The organism is Geobacillus sp. WSUCF1 (genome assembly GCF_000422025.1).
Taxonomy (GTDB): Bacteria; Bacillota; Bacilli; order Bacillales; family Anoxybacillaceae; genus Geobacillus; species Geobacillus zalihae.
In genome coordinates this window covers 1-16,738 of sequence record NZ_ATCO01000029.1, presented here as the reverse complement: position 1 = coordinate 16,738, position 16,738 = coordinate 1, and the positions used below count along the sequence as shown (strand labels likewise).

At 54.3% G+C, this 16,738-nt stretch carries 11 protein-coding genes, 3 pseudogenes and 1 other annotated feature; of the genes and pseudogenes, 5 read left to right on the top strand and 9 right to left on the bottom strand.

The window, feature by feature from the left end; genetic code table 11:
• Nucleotides 1-399, bottom strand: a pseudogene (locus tag I656_RS0114865) (RDD family protein); the annotation flags it as partial.
• A gap of 12 nt (nucleotides 400-411) precedes the next feature.
• Nucleotides 412-1,419 carry a signal peptide peptidase SppA gene (gene sppA, locus I656_RS12075; protein WP_033004886.1) on the bottom strand — a complete coding sequence of 336 codons (1,008 nt, stop codon included), beginning with the start codon at nucleotides 1,417-1,419 and terminating at the stop codon, nucleotides 412-414.
• A gap of 109 nt (nucleotides 1,420-1,528) precedes the next feature.
• Between sppA and I656_RS12080 the strand changes: the two are divergent.
• Nucleotides 1,529-2,333 (top strand): annotated as a pseudogene (locus tag I656_RS12080) (NAD kinase).
• A 163-nt stretch (nucleotides 2,334-2,496) separates the two neighbouring features.
• On the opposite strand, the gene mbcS reads toward I656_RS12080, so the two are convergent.
• The 5 genes from mbcS to ezrA form a co-directional block, all read right to left on the bottom strand.
• Nucleotides 2,497-4,089, bottom strand: a complete 1,593-nt coding sequence (gene mbcS / locus I656_RS12085; protein ID WP_021322110.1) for an acyl-CoA synthetase MbcS — start codon at nucleotides 4,087-4,089, stop codon at nucleotides 2,497-2,499.
• Between the two features lie 137 nt (nucleotides 4,090-4,226).
• The gene (locus I656_RS12090; RefSeq protein ID WP_011232268.1) at nucleotides 4,227-4,430 is read right to left on the bottom strand and encodes an alpha/beta-type small acid-soluble spore protein; all 204 of its coding nucleotides are present in this window, start codon (nucleotides 4,428-4,430) and stop codon (nucleotides 4,227-4,229) included.
• 81 nt (nucleotides 4,431-4,511) lie between these two features.
• Nucleotides 4,512-5,717, bottom strand: a complete 1,206-nt coding sequence (gene thiI / locus I656_RS12095) for a tRNA uracil 4-sulfurtransferase ThiI (RefSeq protein WP_033004888.1) — start codon at nucleotides 5,715-5,717, stop codon at nucleotides 4,512-4,514.
• Between the two features lie 4 nt (nucleotides 5,718-5,721).
• Entirely contained in the window at nucleotides 5,722-6,867 is a 1,146-nt protein-coding gene (locus I656_RS12100) for a cysteine desulfurase family protein (RefSeq protein ID WP_011232270.1), read from the bottom strand.
• 378 nt (nucleotides 6,868-7,245) lie between these two features.
• The gene (ezrA, locus tag I656_RS12105) at nucleotides 7,246-8,949 is read right to left on the bottom strand and encodes a septation ring formation regulator EzrA (protein WP_033004883.1); all 1,704 of its coding nucleotides are present in this window, start codon (nucleotides 8,947-8,949) and stop codon (nucleotides 7,246-7,248) included.
• Between the two features lie 195 nt (nucleotides 8,950-9,144).
• Between ezrA and hisJ the strand changes: the two genes are divergently transcribed.
• Nucleotides 9,145-9,969, top strand: coding sequence for a histidinol-phosphatase HisJ (gene hisJ, locus I656_RS12110; protein ID WP_015375635.1), 825 nt, complete (start codon nucleotides 9,145-9,147; stop codon nucleotides 9,967-9,969).
• Between the two features lie 92 nt (nucleotides 9,970-10,061).
• Nucleotides 10,062-10,538 carry a GAF domain-containing protein gene (locus tag I656_RS12115; RefSeq protein ID WP_011232274.1) on the top strand — a complete coding sequence of 159 codons (477 nt, stop codon included), beginning with the start codon at nucleotides 10,062-10,064 and terminating at the stop codon, nucleotides 10,536-10,538.
• A gap of 54 nt (nucleotides 10,539-10,592) precedes the next feature.
• Here I656_RS12115 and I656_RS0114860 read toward each other — a convergent pair.
• Nucleotides 10,593-12,453: pseudogene (locus I656_RS0114860) on the bottom strand (sensor domain-containing diguanylate cyclase).
• Between the two features lie 310 nt (nucleotides 12,454-12,763).
• On the opposite strand from I656_RS0114860, the gene rpsD reads away from it, so the two are divergent.
• Nucleotides 12,764-13,366: a 30S ribosomal protein S4 gene (gene rpsD, locus I656_RS12120; protein WP_011232276.1), complete on the top strand. Its 603-nt coding sequence runs from the start codon at nucleotides 12,764-12,766 to the stop codon at nucleotides 13,364-13,366.
• 46 nt (nucleotides 13,367-13,412) lie between these two features.
• Here rpsD and tyrS read toward each other — a convergent pair whose 3' ends face one another.
• A complete protein-coding gene (tyrS, locus tag I656_RS12125) occupies nucleotides 13,413-14,672 on the bottom strand; it encodes a tyrosine--tRNA ligase (RefSeq protein WP_015375638.1) in 1,260 nt (419 codons plus the stop codon).
• A gap of 50 nt (nucleotides 14,673-14,722) precedes the next feature.
• Nucleotides 14,723-14,947: a binding site (T-box leader), on the bottom strand.
• Nucleotides 14,948-15,102: 155 nt separating this feature from the next.
• Here tyrS and I656_RS12130 point away from each other — a divergent pair.
• On the top strand, nucleotides 15,103-16,738 hold a 1,636-nt coding region (locus tag I656_RS12130), incomplete at its 3' end, for a transglycosylase domain-containing protein (protein WP_020754133.1).

The following is a 16,738-nucleotide window of genomic DNA, read 5'->3' as shown; positions in this document are numbered from 1 at the left end:
AAAAAACCGATGAACAGCAATTTTTTCGCGATGAATTTGCCGACGACTTCGCGAAACAACACGGTCAGCCAGGTGAGCGGCTCGCCGCGCTCATCGACCACTTTTAAGCCGAACACCATTTTGCCAAGCGTCTGCCCAAACGCTTTCGTCATCAACACGAAATAGGTGTAAAAGACGACGGCGGCCGCGACCGTCGCTGGCGCGAACAAACCGTCCTGCGCAAGCGGCCAATCGAACAGGCGAAAAAGCGGCCAAACGATGAGCCGGTTGAGGCTCGAGACAACAATGACATCAAGGCAATACGCCCAAAAACGAAGCCAAAAGCCGCCGTAGCAGAGGGGGGCGCTCTGCCGGCGGGAGATGATCCGCCAGCGTCGCCGTTATTTGCATGTCCGTCATGTTTCCACTCCTTTATTCGGCGTATAAATACATAAGCCGCGGCGAGGATGGGCGCGACAACAGGCGGATGAGCCCGGCCGCCTCGCTGTCCGGCTTCATCCGGTTCGACACCATCTCAAAGAGAGAGCTCCACGGCGCATCGTTCACGTATTTTACGACTTGAGCGCCGGTTAAATGATGCTCTTTTTTGAGCGCAGCGATCGCGTCATCCAAGTAGCCGAACTCGTCGACAAGGCGGAGCGCCTTCGCCTGTCGCCCGTCATAAATGCGGCCGTCCGCCAGCTTGCGCACCGTGTCTTCCGGCAGCTTTCTCCCTTTGGCTACCACATCAACAAACGCATCATACGAATCATTGATCAGCTGCTGCAAAATCTCCCGTTCCGCTTCGGTCATTTTGCGCGCCGGATTCATGATGTCTTTGTACGGCCCGCTTTTGATCGTGACAAGCTCCACGCCGTACTTCTTTGCCAGCCCTTCATAGTTGACGCTTTGCATGATGACGCCGATGGAGCCGGTGATCGTCTCCGGGCTGGCGAAAATTTTATCGCCGGCCGCCGCGATATAGTAACCGCCCGAGGCGGCCATGGCCCCCATCGATACGTAAATCGGCTTGTTCGTCTTCTTTTTCAGCTTCATCAGCTGATCGTAAATTTCCGCGCTTTCCGCGACACCGCCGCCCGGCGAATTGATGCGCAAGATGATCGCTTTGACGTCTTGATCCTCTTTCGCCTGTTTGATCATTTGCAAAAACGTTTGGTGGTTGTACTGTGATGAGGAAAGAAGCGACTCCGCTTCCCCCGCATCTTGAATAACTCCGTTCACTTCCAACACAGCGATTTTTTTCAACGGGTCGCCCTCGGCGATGACTTCTTCGCTAAATGGCGACTCCATGAGCGCCAGCCAGCTTTCCGACCAGCCGCCGGCCTTGTCGGACAAAAGAACGCCAACCGCTTGAACAAGCACCGAGATCACAAACAAGGCGGCGGCGATGGCCAACGCGGTCCATCGTTTTCGATTCATCGTCTTCCCCCCTGCATCGGCTGCCCATATTTTTAGAATCCTGGCAAACGTGGTACAATATTCATTGTACATCGATTGATTAGATGATGCCATCGGGAGGACGCAAAACATGGATATGGAACGCAACCGTCTTTATTTTTTTTTATAAGCGCGACGACAAGCTCATCGAACGGGTGAAGCCGCTCATTGAGCTGGCAGAGCGCGGTCCGTTTGTGGTCGTCGACGACTATCGGGAAGCGAACATCATCGTCAGCATCGGGGATGACGGCGCGTTTTTGCAGGCGGTGCGGCAGACGGGATTTCTTCCTGACCGTTTGTACGTCGGCGTGTCCGTCTTGCCGGCGCGCGGGTTTTACTGCGATTTCCATATTGACGACATCGATCATATGGTGGAAGCGGCGAAAAATTGGAAACTCGAAGTGCGGCGCTACCCAATCATCGAAGTGACGATCGACGGCGCGGCTTCGTTTTTCTGCTTAAACGAATGTTCGATCCGCTCGCAAATCATTAAAACGATGGCGATCGACGTTTTCATCGACGACTTGCATTTCGAGACGTTCCGCGGCGACGGCATCATCGTTTCGACGCCGACCGGCAGCACCGGCTACAATAAATCGGTGCACGGAGCGGTCGTCGATCCGCTCTTGCCGTGCTTTCAAGTGAGCGAACTCGCCTCGCTCAACAGCAACCGCTATCGGACGCTCGGCTCGCCGTTCATTTTGAGCGGCTCGCGGACGTTGACGCTGAAAATGTCGGAAGAAACAAGCCATTTTCCAATCATCGGCCTCGACAATGAAGCGCTCAGCATCCAGCATATTGAGCGGATTGACATTCGTTTAAGCGACCGGGTGGTCAAAACGGTGCGCCTAAAAGACAATTCGTTCTGGGATAAAGTGAAACGCGTCTTTTTGTGAAGCGTGTGTCTGTTCTCCCGGCGAAACACCGGATCTAAAATGGCGAATCCGTTCGACGCGCATGCGGCAAGAGGGTGTCTCGCAACGAGACACCCTCTTGTTTGGCCGCTGTGCGGACATCGCTCCGCTTCTGGCAACGGCCAGCTCAATCGGCTCTTTCTGCTTACAACGACCGGCCGGCAAGGCGGGCTTCCCGCTCGCGCAGCTCGACGCGGCGGATTTTTCCGGACGCCGTTTTCGGCAAATCGTCGACAAACTCGATTTTGCGCGGGTATTTGTACGGCGCCGTCAACTGTTTCACATGTTCTTGCAGGGCCGGAATCAGAGACGGATCGTCTTTGTCGACCCCGTCGCGCAGCACGACAAACGCTTTGACAACATGGCCGCGCACTTCATCCGGACTGGCGACGACGGCGCACTCTTTTACGGCTGGGTGCTTGACAAGCGCGTCTTCGACTTCAAACGGGCCGATCGTATAGCCGGCGCTGATGATGATGTCATCCCCGCGGCCTTCAAACCAGAAATAGCCGTCTTCGTCTTTGCGCGCTTTGTCTCCCGTAATGTAGTAGTCGCCGCGGAACTGCATCGCTGTCCGCTCCGGATCTTTGTAATAATACTTAAACAGCGCCGGCGTTTCGATATGGACGGCGATGTCGCCGACTTGTCCGGGCGGGCACGGCTCGCCGTTTTCATCGATAATTTCGACGCGGTTGCCTGGCGTCGGTTTCCCCATCGAACCCGGCTTGATGGGCATTCCTTTCATGACGCCGACAAGCAGCGTGTTTTCTGTCTGGCCGTAGCCGTCGCGCACTTCGACGCCGAAATGCTTGGCAAACGTGTCGATCACTTCGCGGTTGAGCGGCTCTCCGGCGGACACGGCGCTGTGCAAATGAGATAGATGATAGCGGCCGATGTCCGGCACTTTCGCCATCAAACGATACTCGGTTGGCGTGCAGCACAGCACATTGATGTTGTATTTTTCCAATAGCTGCAAATATGTTTCCGGCTCAAAGCGGCCGTAGTAGACGAAACCGGTCGCCCCCGAGCCGAGCACCGATAAAAACGGGCTCCAAATCCATTTTTGCCATCCCGGTCCGGCCGTCGCCCAAACGAGGTCGCCTTCTTCAATGCACAGCCAGTTTTTCGCAGCCGTGCGCAAGTGGGCGTACGCCCAACCATGGCAATGGACGACCCCTTTCGGATTGCCGGTCGTGCCGGATGTGTACGACAAAAACGCCATATCATCGCGCGAGGTATCCGCCGCCTCGAGCGTTTCGCTCTCTTTGGCCATGGCGTCTTCAAGCGGAATCCATCCGTCCCGGGGTTCCCCGATGACGAACTTCGTCAAACGTTCGATGCCGCCAATCGGCGCAAATTCGTCCGTATACGGCGCATAAGCGACAACCGCTTTCGCTTCGCTATGGACGAGCCGATATTGCAAATCCTTTGTCCGCAGCATCTCCGAGCTTGGGATGACGACAAGCCCGGCTTTGAGCGCCCCTATATACACTTCGTATGTTTCAATGAGGCGCGGCATCATGACGAGCACTTTATCGCCTTTTTCGAGCCCATGCGATAAGAAAGCGTTTCCAATTTGGTTGGCGCGCGCCATCAAGCGGCCGTATGTAATCTCTTTCGTTTCGCCTTGCTCGCTCTCCCATTTCAACGCGATCCGGTCCGGGTCGGCGGCCGCATGCCGTTCCATTTCCGATGTTAAATTGTAGCGCTCGGGAGCAATCAAGTCTTCCCGCCTCATCGTTCCTCTCCCCCTCTGTCTTGTTTCGCCTTGGTCGGCATCTTTATTATACAAAATAGTCGTTCTATTTTGAATACCGTTTTTCTCATATGAAAGCGGCGGGGAATGCCCCCGCCGCGTAAGCCATCATTATGAAATTAGAATTGGCGTGCGCCGCCCAATTGTTGCTGCGCCATGGCTACGAGACGTTTCGTGATCTCGCCGCCGACCGAACCGTTGGCGCGCGAAGTCGTGTCAGCGCCTAAGTTCACGCCAAATTCTTGAGCGATCTCATATTTCATTTGCTCCAGCGCTTGTTGCGCACCCGGAACAAGCAGTTGATTGCTGTTGTTGCGTGCCATCTGTTTTCACCTCCTTGTACCTATAGAATGTGTGAAAACAGATGGCGATATGCAGCGATGCTTTTTGGTAAATTTTGAGATTCAAAACAGCTCGGCAAACTCATCGCCCTGCCCTGTTTCTTCATCAATGACGAGCGTTTCTGTGTCATTGACTGCCTTTTCCAGAAGCGGAGCGAGGTCGAGCTGGCTCTCATAATGGAACACTTTTTCTTTTTTTGGCTTCGTTTTCGGCGCTCTTGGCGTAAAAATGGTGCAACAGTCTTCATACGGAAGAATGGAAATATCATGTGTGCCGATTTGCTTCGCCAGCTCGATAATTTCAAGTTTATCCATCGAAACAAGCGGGCGCAAAATCGGGGTATTGGTCACCTCATTGATCACGTACATGCTTTCTAGCGTCTGGCTCGCGACTTGGCCGAGGCTTTCGCCTGTGACAATCGCCAACGCCCGCTGGCGGCGGCGCAGCGCGTCGGTGATCCTAAGCATCGCCCGCCGAGTGGAAATGAGCGAGTACTCGTTCGGAACTCCTTGATAAATGGCTTGCTGCACTTCCGTAAACGGCACGATGTGAAGCTTGATTCTCCCGCCGTATGTCGTCAACTTGCGCACGAGGTCAATCACTTTTTGCTTCGCCCGTTCGCTTGTAAACGGCGGGCTGAAAAAGTGGACGGCCTCGATTTCCAAACCGCGCTTCATCGCCAAATAACCAGCAACCGGGCTGTCGATGCCGCCGGAGAGCATGAGCATCGCCTTGCCGCTCGTTCCGACCGGCAGGCCGCCGGCGCCGAAAATGTCGCGGCACGTGACATATGTCCCGTCTTGGCGCACTTCAATGCGCACGTCAATATCCGGCTCGCGCACGTTGACCGTAAGTCCATCCGTATGCCGCAAAATATGCGCCCCCACCTCGTAGTTCAGCTCGTCGCTTCGATACGGAAACTGCTTGTCGACGCGGCGGGCGCTCACTTTAAACGTTTTTCCTTTGTATGGGAGCTGGCGGACGGCGGCGAGCGCCGTTTCCTTAATGGCGTCCAGATCGTTTTCGCACTTCATCGCCAGGCTGAACGAATGAATGCCAAAAACGGTTTTCAGCTTTTCGATGATCGGTTCATGCGGCTCGCCGTTTAATAAAATGTACATTCGGTCGCGCATATATTCAATCTGAATCCGCTCGAACGCCTGCAGTTTGCGGGCAATGTTGTTTTTAAGACGCCGGACGAAGATGTTCCGATTTTTTCCTTTCGTCGTCATTTCTCCGTAGCGGATCAAAATGCGGTCATAGTTCATCATCTTATTCCGTTACCTCGCTTAATGTTTTGATCGCCTGCTTGATCGCTGCCACCGCCGGCGCGATTTCTTCCCGGCTGTTGTCAAACGACAAGCTGATGCGAATGCCGCGCTCGGCTCGGTCTTCACCAAGCCCCATGGCCAAAAGCGTCTTGCTCGGCGCCTTTTTTTTCGATGAACAGGCTGACGTCGTCGAAACGTAGATTCCGCTTTTTTCCAGTTCGTGAACAAACACTTCCGGCTTCACGCCGCGCTTTAACGAAAAGTTGATGATATGAGGAGCGGCGCCATCGCGCGGCGTGTTGATCTCGATGTCTGGAATCGCCAAGAGCGCTTCAAGCCACTCGTCTTTCAATGCTTGAAGCCGGCCGATGTCCCGCTCGTAGCGCTCGAGCGCCAAGCGAAGCGCCTTCGCCATCGCGACGATGGCGGCGACATTTTCCGTTCCGGACCGAAGCTGCCGCTCCTGCCCGCCGCCGGCAATCAACGGCGCCAAGCGGACGCCTTCACGGACGTAAAGCAAGCCGGCGCCGCGCAATCCGTGAAATTTATGCGCCGATATCGTGCATAAATCGACACCGGCTTGCTTCAAGTCGAGCGGCACTTTGCTGATCCCTTGCACCCGATCGACGTGAAACAATGTTTTCGGATAGCGGGACAAGAGGGCGCCGATTTCTTCGATCGGCTGCACCGTGCCAACTTCGTTATTGACGTGCATGACCGACACGAGAATCGTATCGTCGCGCAGCGCGCGTTCCACTTGCTCAACCGATACCCTTCCTTCGCGGTCGACCGGCAAGTACGTCACCTCAAAACCAAGCTCCTCAAGCTGGCGGCACGGTTCAGCGACAGACGGATGCTCGATTTTCGTCGTAATGATATGCCGGCCGCGCCGCTGATATTGCCAGGCGACCCCTTTGATGGCGAAATTGTTCGCCTCCGTTCCGCCGGAGGTAAAAACGATTTCGTTCGGCTTAACGCGCAGCATGGCGGCGATTTGTTCACGCGCCTGCGCCAAAAGCCGCTCCGCCTTCATGCCCAGCCCATGGAGCGACGACGGATTGGCAAAATAGTTCGTTGCGACGGCGACGAACGAATCGATCACCTCGGGAAATGGTTTGGTCGTCGCACTGTTGTCAAGATAAATCATCGCTTCCATCCTCCGCTCATTGTCGGCAAAATATCGCTGTACATCGTCCATCTTAACCAAAACAGGCGCCAATCGACAACGAAAACACACCGTCATTTACATTATTCACCAAAAACCCATTGAACAATCTCCCACCTGCGCTTAGAGGTGGGAGATTCTTGGGAACACCCGCCCCACGGCAGGCTGTCAGCCAAGCCATCCCCGTGCGTCCCACGGTTTGGCTGCCTTACGAAGACAGCAAACGAAGCCCCTCATTCAAGATATTCCGGGCGGCGTTCTTGTTCGAGGGAAGAGGCAGAAAAGCTTGTGTTCAGCCATATGATTCTGTGTTTTTTAGGTAAAATAATGGATAATCAATACTCGTGATCGGGTGGTTTATCACTGTTCGCGGCTGTTATCCTCCTGCCATAATTTCTGCACACGGTCAAACGCGCCCGGCTCGACTTCTTCAACGGCCGCCACCGCCTGCCGGAGCGCCTCCTCATAATCATAATGGCGAAATAAAAATTCGGCTTCTTCCAGCCCTTTGCGGACCGCTGGATAGCGGCGGCGGTAGCGGTTGCCGTATTGAATCGTCCGCTCCGCCAGCGTCGCCTGTTCGATCATTTCCACCGTCCGCTCATACAACCGTTCCACAGCCGCTTTCGCCTCCTCCAACGCTTGGTCGACCGCCGGCATGTCAAGCGGCTTTTCTTCAAGACGCGCGGCAACGGCTTGCAAGCTGCGTCTCGCTTCCGCCAATTCAAGCGCATACGGTTCAGGCAGCCCCGGCAGCCGGCTTTTTTGCACAAGGCGGAGCGCCTCGGCCAATGTTTTTCTCATGCCGTCAAGCTTTTCGCGGGCGATCAATTCGTCTTTGCGCAGCGTCTGCAGCATCGTTCGAAACTGTTCATGCTCTTCCTTCATGAGGTCGATCTGAGACACAAGCTGCTCAAGCTCCTCTTTCAGGAGCGAATACGCTGTTTTCGCCTCGGCAACGCGGTCTTGAATGAGAAAAAACCGCTTTTGCAACTGGTGCAGCTGCTTTTCGATGCTCCGGTACTTTTCGAGGTCGCTTGGCGCCAAATGGTAGCTTTGCTGGACGAACAGCGCCTCGGCCTCGGTTTCCTTCGCCTCGGCGGCGAGCTCCTGAAGCATGCCGCTGAGGCGCGGCATTTCCGTTTGCACATATTGATGCGCGAGCACTTCGTTTTCGAGCAAATCGTAGAGCGCGTCGATCTCTTCTTTCAGCTCAGCGACAATCTGCTTCGCTTCTTCGATGCGCAGCTCATGGATCATGGCCAGACATTGCTCGATTTTTTCCCGTTTTTCCTGAAGCGTGCGCTCCATGTGCAAATGGTCAAGGATGTATCCGCGCTCTTCCATCTCTCGATAGCCATCAGCCAACTCAGCGAGCTGAGCTGGCAACGACGTTTGGCATTCGCCAAGAATTTTAGGAATTTCTTCCATCATGGATGTGAGCCGGCCGAGCTCTTCCTTCAACGTCAGAACCACATCGCGCGCCGCCAAATAGTTGCCGGCTTCCGTCAATTCGGCAAACCGCTGAAACTGCTTTTCCGCTTCCGTTAAACGGACGTCAAGCAAGTCGGCAGCCGAACCGAACGTATAACGGTAAGCAAGCAGCGCCTTTTTCGCTTCCCGGTGAGCCGCACGCAGCTCCTCGATCTCCGCCCGGCTTTGTTCCTCGCTGCCGATCAACTCATTCACTTCATGAATGATTTCATGCACTTCTTCCTCAAGACGACGCAATCCGTCGGCGATCTGCCCAAGCAGCCGGCGCGCCTGCCGGTAGCGGTATTTGTCGAGCAGCCGCTCCGCGTCAAACAGCTGTTCTTCCACATTCGGCAGCTTCACTGCCACAATGTCGTCCCATTGCTGGCGCCATCGTTCAAACAGCTGCTCCGTCTCCCCTGTCATATTCAGCTGTTTCACTTTCGCCAGCTCATCCGGCACCGGCCGGTTCATCAAGTTGATTTTCCATTCCTCGAGCCGATCGATTTCCCGGTACATCCGCTTCCGGTACACATGATTATATATGATTGCCCCCGCTCCGAGGAGCAGAACGATCCATGCCATTCCCATCCGCTGATGCCCTCCTTGCATTCAAGCTACTTCTATCGAACAAACGAAAATAGCGGAGAAGGCAAAAATATATGTTTTTCAATGTTTTTATGATACCATGTTAACGACATTTTTTGACCAAAATTTTTATTTTTTTTACAAGAATCTTCACTATTTTTGCTATGATACATAAGGGAGAAAGGAGGAAAATCGATCATGCGCGACGGGCATATTCATACGCCGTTTTGTCCGCACGGAAGCCAAGATCCGCTTGAGGCCTATGTAGAGCGCGCGATCGAACTGGGCTATACCGACATTTCCTTTACGGAGCACGCCCCGCTTCCTGAGCGGTTTATCGATCCAACGCCCAACCAGGACTGTTCGATGAAGCTTAGCCAGCTTGAGCGCTATTTGCACGCCGTCGCTGAGGTGAAAGCCCGCTACCGAAACGACATTGCCATCCGTGTCGGGCTCGAAGTCGATTTTATTCCTGGCTTTGAGGAAGAAACAACCCGCCTGCTCGACGAGGTCGGCCCGCTGCTTGACGACAGCATTTTATCGGTTCACTTTTTGGCCCACGAAGGGCAATATGTATGCCTTGATTACAGCGAAGATATGTTCGCCGACATCGTCCGCTTGTTCGGATCGGTCGAACGCGTCCACCGCGCCTACTACGAAACGGTGCGGCAATCGATCCGCACGGAGCTTGGCCGCTACAAACCGAGACGCATCGGCCATATGACGCTTGTGCGCAAGTTCCAACGCCGTTTCCCATGCTTGGAACCAATGGATGAGTGGATTGTTGCCATTCTCGATGACATCAAGCAGTTCGGCTATGAATTGGACTACAACGGCGCCGGCGCCGCCAAACCGCTCTGCCTTGAGCCGTATCCGCCGGGCGGCGTGATCGCCGAGGCGCGGCGGCGGGGCATCCCGATCGTCTACGGATCCGACGCCCATCGCGCCGCCGACTTGCACCAAGGACGGGAGAGGATGGACCGCGAGGCGCTTTCGGTTGACAACCGCCCGCAGCCGTCATAAAATAGGCGAATCAGCCATTTCCCTGCTTGCATCCTGCTGGATGTTGAGGCCAGAGTCCTGCTCCAACCATGATGAAAAAGGAGGCTAGTTCTATGTTTCGTCCCATGGCTTACAACGGAACACGCGAAGAAAATTACGCGCTCGTCATCGAACAGCTGAAATCGCTCATTTCCGGGGAACCCAACTTCATCGCCAACTTGGCGAACGCAGCCGCCTTGCTCAACCAGTTTTTCACCGACATCAATTGGGTCGGTTTTTATCTCGCAGACGGCGAGGAGCTTGTGCTTGGCCCGTTCCAAGGCTTGCCGGCATGCGTGCGCATTCCGTTCGGCAAAGGGGTGTGCGGCACGGCGGCCGCCAAACGGCGGACGGTGGTCGTTCCAGACGTTCACCAATTCCCGGGCCATATCGCCTGCGATGCGGCGTCTCAATCGGAAATCGTCGTGCCGCTCATCAAAGACGACCGCGTCATCGGCGTTCTTGACATCGACAGCCCGGTGAAAAACCGCTTCGATGACATCGACCGCCGCTACTTGGAGCAGTTTGCCAGCGTGCTCATTTCCGCCTGACGAAAAAAGCGCACCAAGCGCGAAGAAGGAATCCGCTTGCTCGGATTCCTTTTTTTACACCTTATACACATGACCGTCATCGTGCACAAAAATGCAGTTTTTTCCCATCTCCTTCGCCATATAAAGCGCGGCGTCGGCTCGTTTGAACAGCTGTTTTGCATCCTCGCAGCCTTGGCGCTCCCACCATGACACGCCGCACGAAACGGTCACCGTCGGAATCGTTTGTTCTCTGACTTTTTCTGTGATGCGGCGGGCAATCGAAATGGCGTCAGACAGCGGCACTTTCGGCAAATACACCGCCAGCTCTTCCCCGCCCCAACGCGCCGCCACATCGCCATCGCGAATGTTGGCGCGCACCGTCTCAGCCACTTGGACGAGCACCCCATCGCCCGTTTGATGGCCGTACACATCGTTGATTTGCTTAAAGTTGTCAATGTCAAACAAAATGAGCGCCCCGGATGCATCGGATCCCATGGATGTTTGGATCACCTCGTCCAAGTAACGGCGCGTATGCAGCTTTGTCAAATAATCGGTGACTACCATCTTCTCGAGCTCTTCGCGCAGCATCGCGTTCATAAACGCCAGCGTTGAATGTTGAACGAGGGATTCCAAGAGCTTAAACATCTCAAACGTAAATCGGTATGGCTCGCTGGCGAGCGCAATGCACAGTCCCTTCGTTTCCTTGTTTTGCTGCATCGGCGCCGCCATGATGGAACGAAACGAACCGAAAGCGGACACGCATACATCACCGGCAAATAAAATGTCATTTCCGCTTTGGCGCCGCTTTTCCACCCATTCGATATAGGGCTCGGACCGATGGTCGAAAAAAAAACGGCGTGCTGCCTGGCAAAAGCTCCCGCTTGCCGTCGGCAAACAAGAAAAAACCGACTTCATCCGCGCCGAACGATTGTTGGATTTGCGATACCATGTACTCAATGGCTTCATGAAGCCGCGGCCGGGCGTTCAATTGGCGCATTGTGTCGTTGATCAGCTGCAAATCGGCGACAAGCCGGCGCGACTGTTCATACAACTTGGCGTTCTCAAGCGCGCTTCCAGCCGTGCTCGCCAGCAGCGAAATAAAATGAATCTCTCGTTTTGGAAATGGCGCAGCGTATGGGGCGATAATTTCAATCACCCCATACACCGCCTGCACCCCTTTAATCGGGGCGTACAGCACCGAGCGCGGCGGCGCCTCCATCTCCTCGCATTGCACTTGTCCAGTCAAAAACGCCCGCAACGCCGCCGTCTGTTTTTCCCTTTCATCCAATACAAGCGTTTTAATTGGCAAATTTCCGCGCAGATGGTTGTCATGCGACAACAGAAGGTGGTAGGTGAATGATGGATAGACGTTTTGCAGCGTGCGGATAATTTCTTCAAGCACAACATCGATATGCATCGAGGAATGAATTTTTGCGGCAAAGTGATGCAGCTGTCCATACCGTTTCTCTTCGCCCTCTCCTTGCAGCACCGCGCTAAGTTTCCGAAACAATCGCGCCAAATCCGTCCGGATCTCCCACAACAACCGCTCGTCAAAACCGCCATCTTTTCGATACATCAGCTCGACCATCGCCGGCGTCTCATCGGAAAGCATGAAAAAGAGCCGGGCCGCCATATGCGGCCCACCGGCATCGACAACAGCGACTTTCCGCTCTCCATCAGCCGCGATCGGCCCAGCGTCCGGCGTCCCAACCGCGGCCGCTTCCGGATAAAAGGCAGCCCGCACCGGGTCGTACAAATAAAAAACGGCTTGCTCGAGCGCCAGCTCTTCTTTTAGCAGCGCGAGCAACTCGCCCGCCGCCGCCGAAAACGGCCCATCGTCCTGAAACGCTAAAAACCAGTGGAAAAATTTTTGTTTAAATGATTCATACCGCTTCATTTCTTCCTTGTTCATCGCCTTTTCCACCCAAACCGGCATCATCATTCCAAATGAGAGAATGGGATGACAATTTTTTTCTAAAAATTGCATCTTTTATTATATCATACAAATCGAGAAGAGGGAAAACAAAATGTTGACTTTATCCTCTAAAAATCATATAATAGCCTTTGTGTAAAATATAGCAGCCTTTGTGCCCACCTTTATGGTTCATTTTGTTCCTCGGCCCGCCGAGGTGCATCGCGTAACTCTTAGCTGCGAGAGCGAGGATGCATGAAAACAAAATGGCCGTAATTGTTGGCGCACATCTGCTTTTATTTTACGGGAATAAAAGCGTAAGGAGGAGCAACGAATGGCTCGTTATACTGGCCCAATGTGGAAAATTTCCCGCCGCCTTGGCATCTCATTGAGCGGCACGGGGAAAGAATTGCAAAAACGTCCGTATCCGCCTGGCCAACACGGTCCAGGGCAACGGCGGAAATTGTCGGAATATGGCTTGCAGCTGCAAGAAAAACAAAAGCTGCGCCATATGTACGGCGTGAACGAACGCCAATTCCGCAAAACGTTTGAAGAAGCAGGCAAAATGCCGGGCAAACACGGCGAAAACTTCATGATTTTGTTAGAATCGCGCCTAGACAACCTCGTCTATCGCTTAGGGTTGGCCCGCACGCGCCGTCAAGCCCGCCAGCTCGTGACGCACGGCCACATTTTGGTCGACGGCAGCCGCGTCAACATCCCGTCGTACCGCGTCAAACCGGGACAAACGATCGCCGTTCGCGAAAAATCGCGCAACTTGCAAGTGATTAAAGAAGCGCTCGAAGCGAACAACTACATTCCAGATTACTTGACGTTCAATCCGGAAAAAATGGAAGGGACGTACACCCGCTTGCCGGAGCGTTCCGAACTGCCGGCGGAAATCAACGAAGCGCTCATCGTCGAGTTCTACTCGCGTTAAGGCGCAAAAAAGATCCGAAATGCATCGGCATTTCGGATCTTTTTTCTTAGGCGTAGCGAATCAAATAATACTTTTTCTTCCCGCGGCGGATGACCGTAAACCGCCCCTCAAGGCGGTGTTCAGCCGTTAATATGGCTCCGACGTCTTGAAGGCGCTCGCCGTTGACGTAAATGGCGCCGTTTTGGATGTCTTCGCGCGCTTGCCGCTTCGATGGCGAAATGCCGGCAGAAACGAGCAGCTCGACAAGCGGAACGTCGCCTCCTTCATGAACGAATGACGGCACATCTTTGAACCCTTGCTCAATTTCCGCCGCTGTCAAATTGGCAATGTCGCCGCTAAAGAGCGCTTCAGAAATGCGAATCGCTTGCCTGAGCGCCTCTTCGCCGTGCACGAGCTTTGTCACTTCCTCAGCAAGCGCCTTTTGGGCCGCCCGCTTCTCTGGGGCCTCACGAAGCTCTTGTTCAAGCGCTTCGATTTCCTCTTTCGACAGGAACGTAAAGTACTTCAAGTAACGGATCACATCGCGGTCATCGGTGTTGATCCAAAACTGGTAAAACTCGTACGGCGACGTTTTCTCTTTGTCGAGCCAAATCGTGCCGCTTTCCGTTTTCCCGAATTTCGTGCCGTCCGCTTTCGTCACAAGCGGGATCGTCAAGCCAAACGCCCGCGCCTCGCCTTTCGTTTTGCGAATAAGCTCAAGCCCTGCCGTGATGTTGCCCCATTGGTCGCTCCCGCCGATTTGCAGGCGGCATCCTTCCGTCTCGTACAGGCGGAGAAAATCGTATGCCTGCAGCATCATATAGCTGAACTCGGTAAATGAAATGCCCGTTTCGATGCGCGATTGAACCGACTCTTTCGCCATCATGTAGTTGACGCTGAAATGCTTGCCGACGTCGCGCAAAAACGTAATGACATCCAGCGGCCCGATCCAGTCGTAGTTGTTTTTGATTTTCGCCGGATTGCCGTCCGCTTCAAAATCTAAAAAGCGGCCGAGCTGTTCTTTAATACGCGCGCTCCATGCCTCGACGGTTTCTTTGGCATTGAGCGTGCGCTCGCTTTTTTTCCCGCTCGGGTCACCGATCAACCCCGTCGCTCCGCCGACTAGGGCGATCGGCCGGTGCCCCGCCTGCTGGAAGCGGCGCAGCGTCAAAATGGCGGCCAAGTTGCCGATATGCAAACTGTCCGCCGTCGGGTCAAACCCGCAGTAGAGCGTCACCCGCTCCTCATTCAACAGCTTGCGCAACCCGTCTTCATCCGTCGTTTGGTTGACGAGCCCGCGCCATTGCAATTCCGCAAGCAAATCCATGTCCTTCACCTCTCTATGAATGTCATGAAAAAGAAAACACCCGCCCGTCATGAAGGGGCGAGTGTTCGTCGCGGTACCACCCTACTTAGAAAGCATGGTGCTTTCTCACTCATTTGGGTAACGGCGCCGGCCGGCGGATGGCTACTAGGTGCCAAAACCGTTCGCCATCGCTGCTCAGGGAGGTAATTCACGCCTGCCTGTGGACTGGCTCGCACCGTCCGCCAGCTCTCTGCACCAGGGAGACAGCCGCTACTTGTTCCCATCATCGCTTTCTCATATGAAATATATACATTCTTATTACCATAGCGATGCACTCGCTGTCAACCCTAACGCTTTTCGCACAAACGGCGAAAAATCGGCAAAATTCCACAATGCCTCCCCTTCCTATGGTATACTGATATATAATGACTTGCCGCATAGGGGGGCTGGCATGAAGCGAAACCAACTTTCCATTTCTCTTGAAAAAGCGTGGCATTATTTTTCCCTTACATACGATGTGGTTTGGAACGTCATCTTCATTTTGCTCGTCGCCGCACTCTGCCTTGTCTGCTTTGCCATCGGCGCCGGCGCCGGCTATTTTGCCTTTTTGGTCAAAGATATGCCCGTTCCCTCTCCCGACGAGATGAAAAAGGAGATTTACCATTACGGCGAAACGAGCCACATGTACTTTGCCAACGGTGTATATTTAGGCCGGTTCCGGTCTGACCTTGACCGCGAGGCGGTGCGCCTGTCCGACGTGTCTCCGTACGTCGTGCAAGCCATTATCGCGACCGAAGACGAACATTTTTATGAACATCACGGCGTCGTTCCGAAGGCCGTCATCCGCGCCGTGTTTCAAGAGCTGACCAACTCGCCGGTCAAAAGCGGCGGGAGCACGCTTACGCAGCAGCTCGTCAAAAACCAGATGTTGACGAACGAGGTGTCGTTTGAGCGGAAGGCGAAAGAAATGCTGCTTTCGCTTCGTCTGGAGAAATTTTTTTCCAAAGAAGACATTTTAGAGGCGTATTTAAACGTCGTTCCGTTCGGCCGCAATTCTTCAGGGCGCAACATCGCCGGCATCCAAGCCGCGGCCCAAGGCGTCTTTGGCGTCAACGCCAAAGAGTTGAATCTCGCTCAAGCGTCGTTTTTGGCCGGGCTCCCGCAAAACCCGTTCGTCTACACCCCGTTTGCCGCTGACGGCAGCGTCAAACCGGACCTCTCGGCGGGATTGAAACGGATGAAAACGGTGCTTTACCGGATGAAACGGGCCGGCTACATCTCGGAAAAACAGTATAAGGAAGCGCTTTCCTATGATGTGGCGAAGCATTTGGCCGCCCCGAAGCCGTCGCCGTTTGAACAATATCCGTTTTTGACGATGGAGATTGAGCGGCGGGCGAAAGAGGTGCTCGCCGAGACGTTCGCCAAGCGCGACGGTTATAAGCCGGAAGAAGTGCAGCGCGAACCCGCTCGTTTCCGCCGCTATCTCGGCGAAGCGGAAAAAGCGCTGCGCCAAGGCGGATATCGGATTTATACGACGATCGACAAAAAGATTTATGAACAAATGCAGCGCATCGCTGCCCGCTACCCGTATTACGGAAGCGACAATGTGTATTACACCAAAGACAAGAAAACAGGGAAAACGATCCCCCATCGCCAACCGGTCGAAGTCGGGGCGATGCTCATCGAAAACAAAACGGGAAAAATCATCAGCTTCGTCGGCGGACGCGATTATGGGCGCGAGCAGTTGAATCACGCCACCCAGGCGCACCGGTCCAACGGGTCAACGATGAAACCGCTCTTAGTATACGCGCCGGCGATGGAGATGGGCGTCATCCAGCCGGCGACGATCATTCCCGACTTGCCGCTTTCGATCGGTTCATATGCGCCGAAAAACGCGGACGGAAAAACGCACGGGCTCGTCACGGCGCGCTATGCCTTGCAGCAATCGTTCAACATTCCGGCCGTTCGGACGTATATGAGAATTCGATCCCGCCATCCGATCGACTATTTGCATAAAATGGGGATCACGAGCGTTTCGAAGCAAGAAGAAGCCAATCCGGCTTTGGCGATCGGCGGGACGCACATTG

What these genes read in the sequence shown, in the direction of transcription:
- I656_RS12100 (WP_011232270.1), bottom strand. Translation starts at nt 6,867, where the DNA reads ATGATTTATCTTGACAACAGTGCGACGACCAAACCATTTCCCGAGGTG.
- thiI (WP_033004888.1), bottom strand. Translation starts at nt 5,717, where the DNA reads ATGAACTATGACCGCATTTTGATCCGCTACGGAGAAATGACGACGAAA.
- I656_RS12090 (WP_011232268.1), bottom strand. Translation starts at nt 4,430, where the DNA reads ATGGCACGCAACAACAGCAATCAACTGCTTGTTCCGGGTGCGCAACAA.
- hisJ (WP_015375635.1), top strand. Translation starts at nt 9,145, where the DNA reads ATGCGCGACGGGCATATTCATACGCCGTTTTGTCCGCACGGAAGCCAA.
- rpsD (WP_011232276.1), top strand. Translation starts at nt 12,764, where the DNA reads ATGGCTCGTTATACTGGCCCAATGTGGAAAATTTCCCGCCGCCTTGGC.
- tyrS (WP_015375638.1), bottom strand. Translation starts at nt 14,672, where the DNA reads ATGGATTTGCTTGCGGAATTGCAATGGCGCGGGCTCGTCAACCAAACG.
- ezrA (WP_033004883.1), bottom strand. Translation starts at nt 8,949, where the DNA reads ATGGGAATGGCATGGATCGTTCTGCTCCTCGGAGCGGGGGCAATCATA.
- sppA (WP_033004886.1), bottom strand. Translation starts at nt 1,419, where the DNA reads ATGAATCGAAAACGATGGACCGCGTTGGCCATCGCCGCCGCCTTGTTT.
- mbcS (WP_021322110.1), bottom strand. Translation starts at nt 4,089, where the DNA reads ATGAGGCGGGAAGACTTGATTGCTCCCGAGCGCTACAATTTAACATCG.
- I656_RS12115 (WP_011232274.1), top strand. Translation starts at nt 10,062, where the DNA reads ATGTTTCGTCCCATGGCTTACAACGGAACACGCGAAGAAAATTACGCG.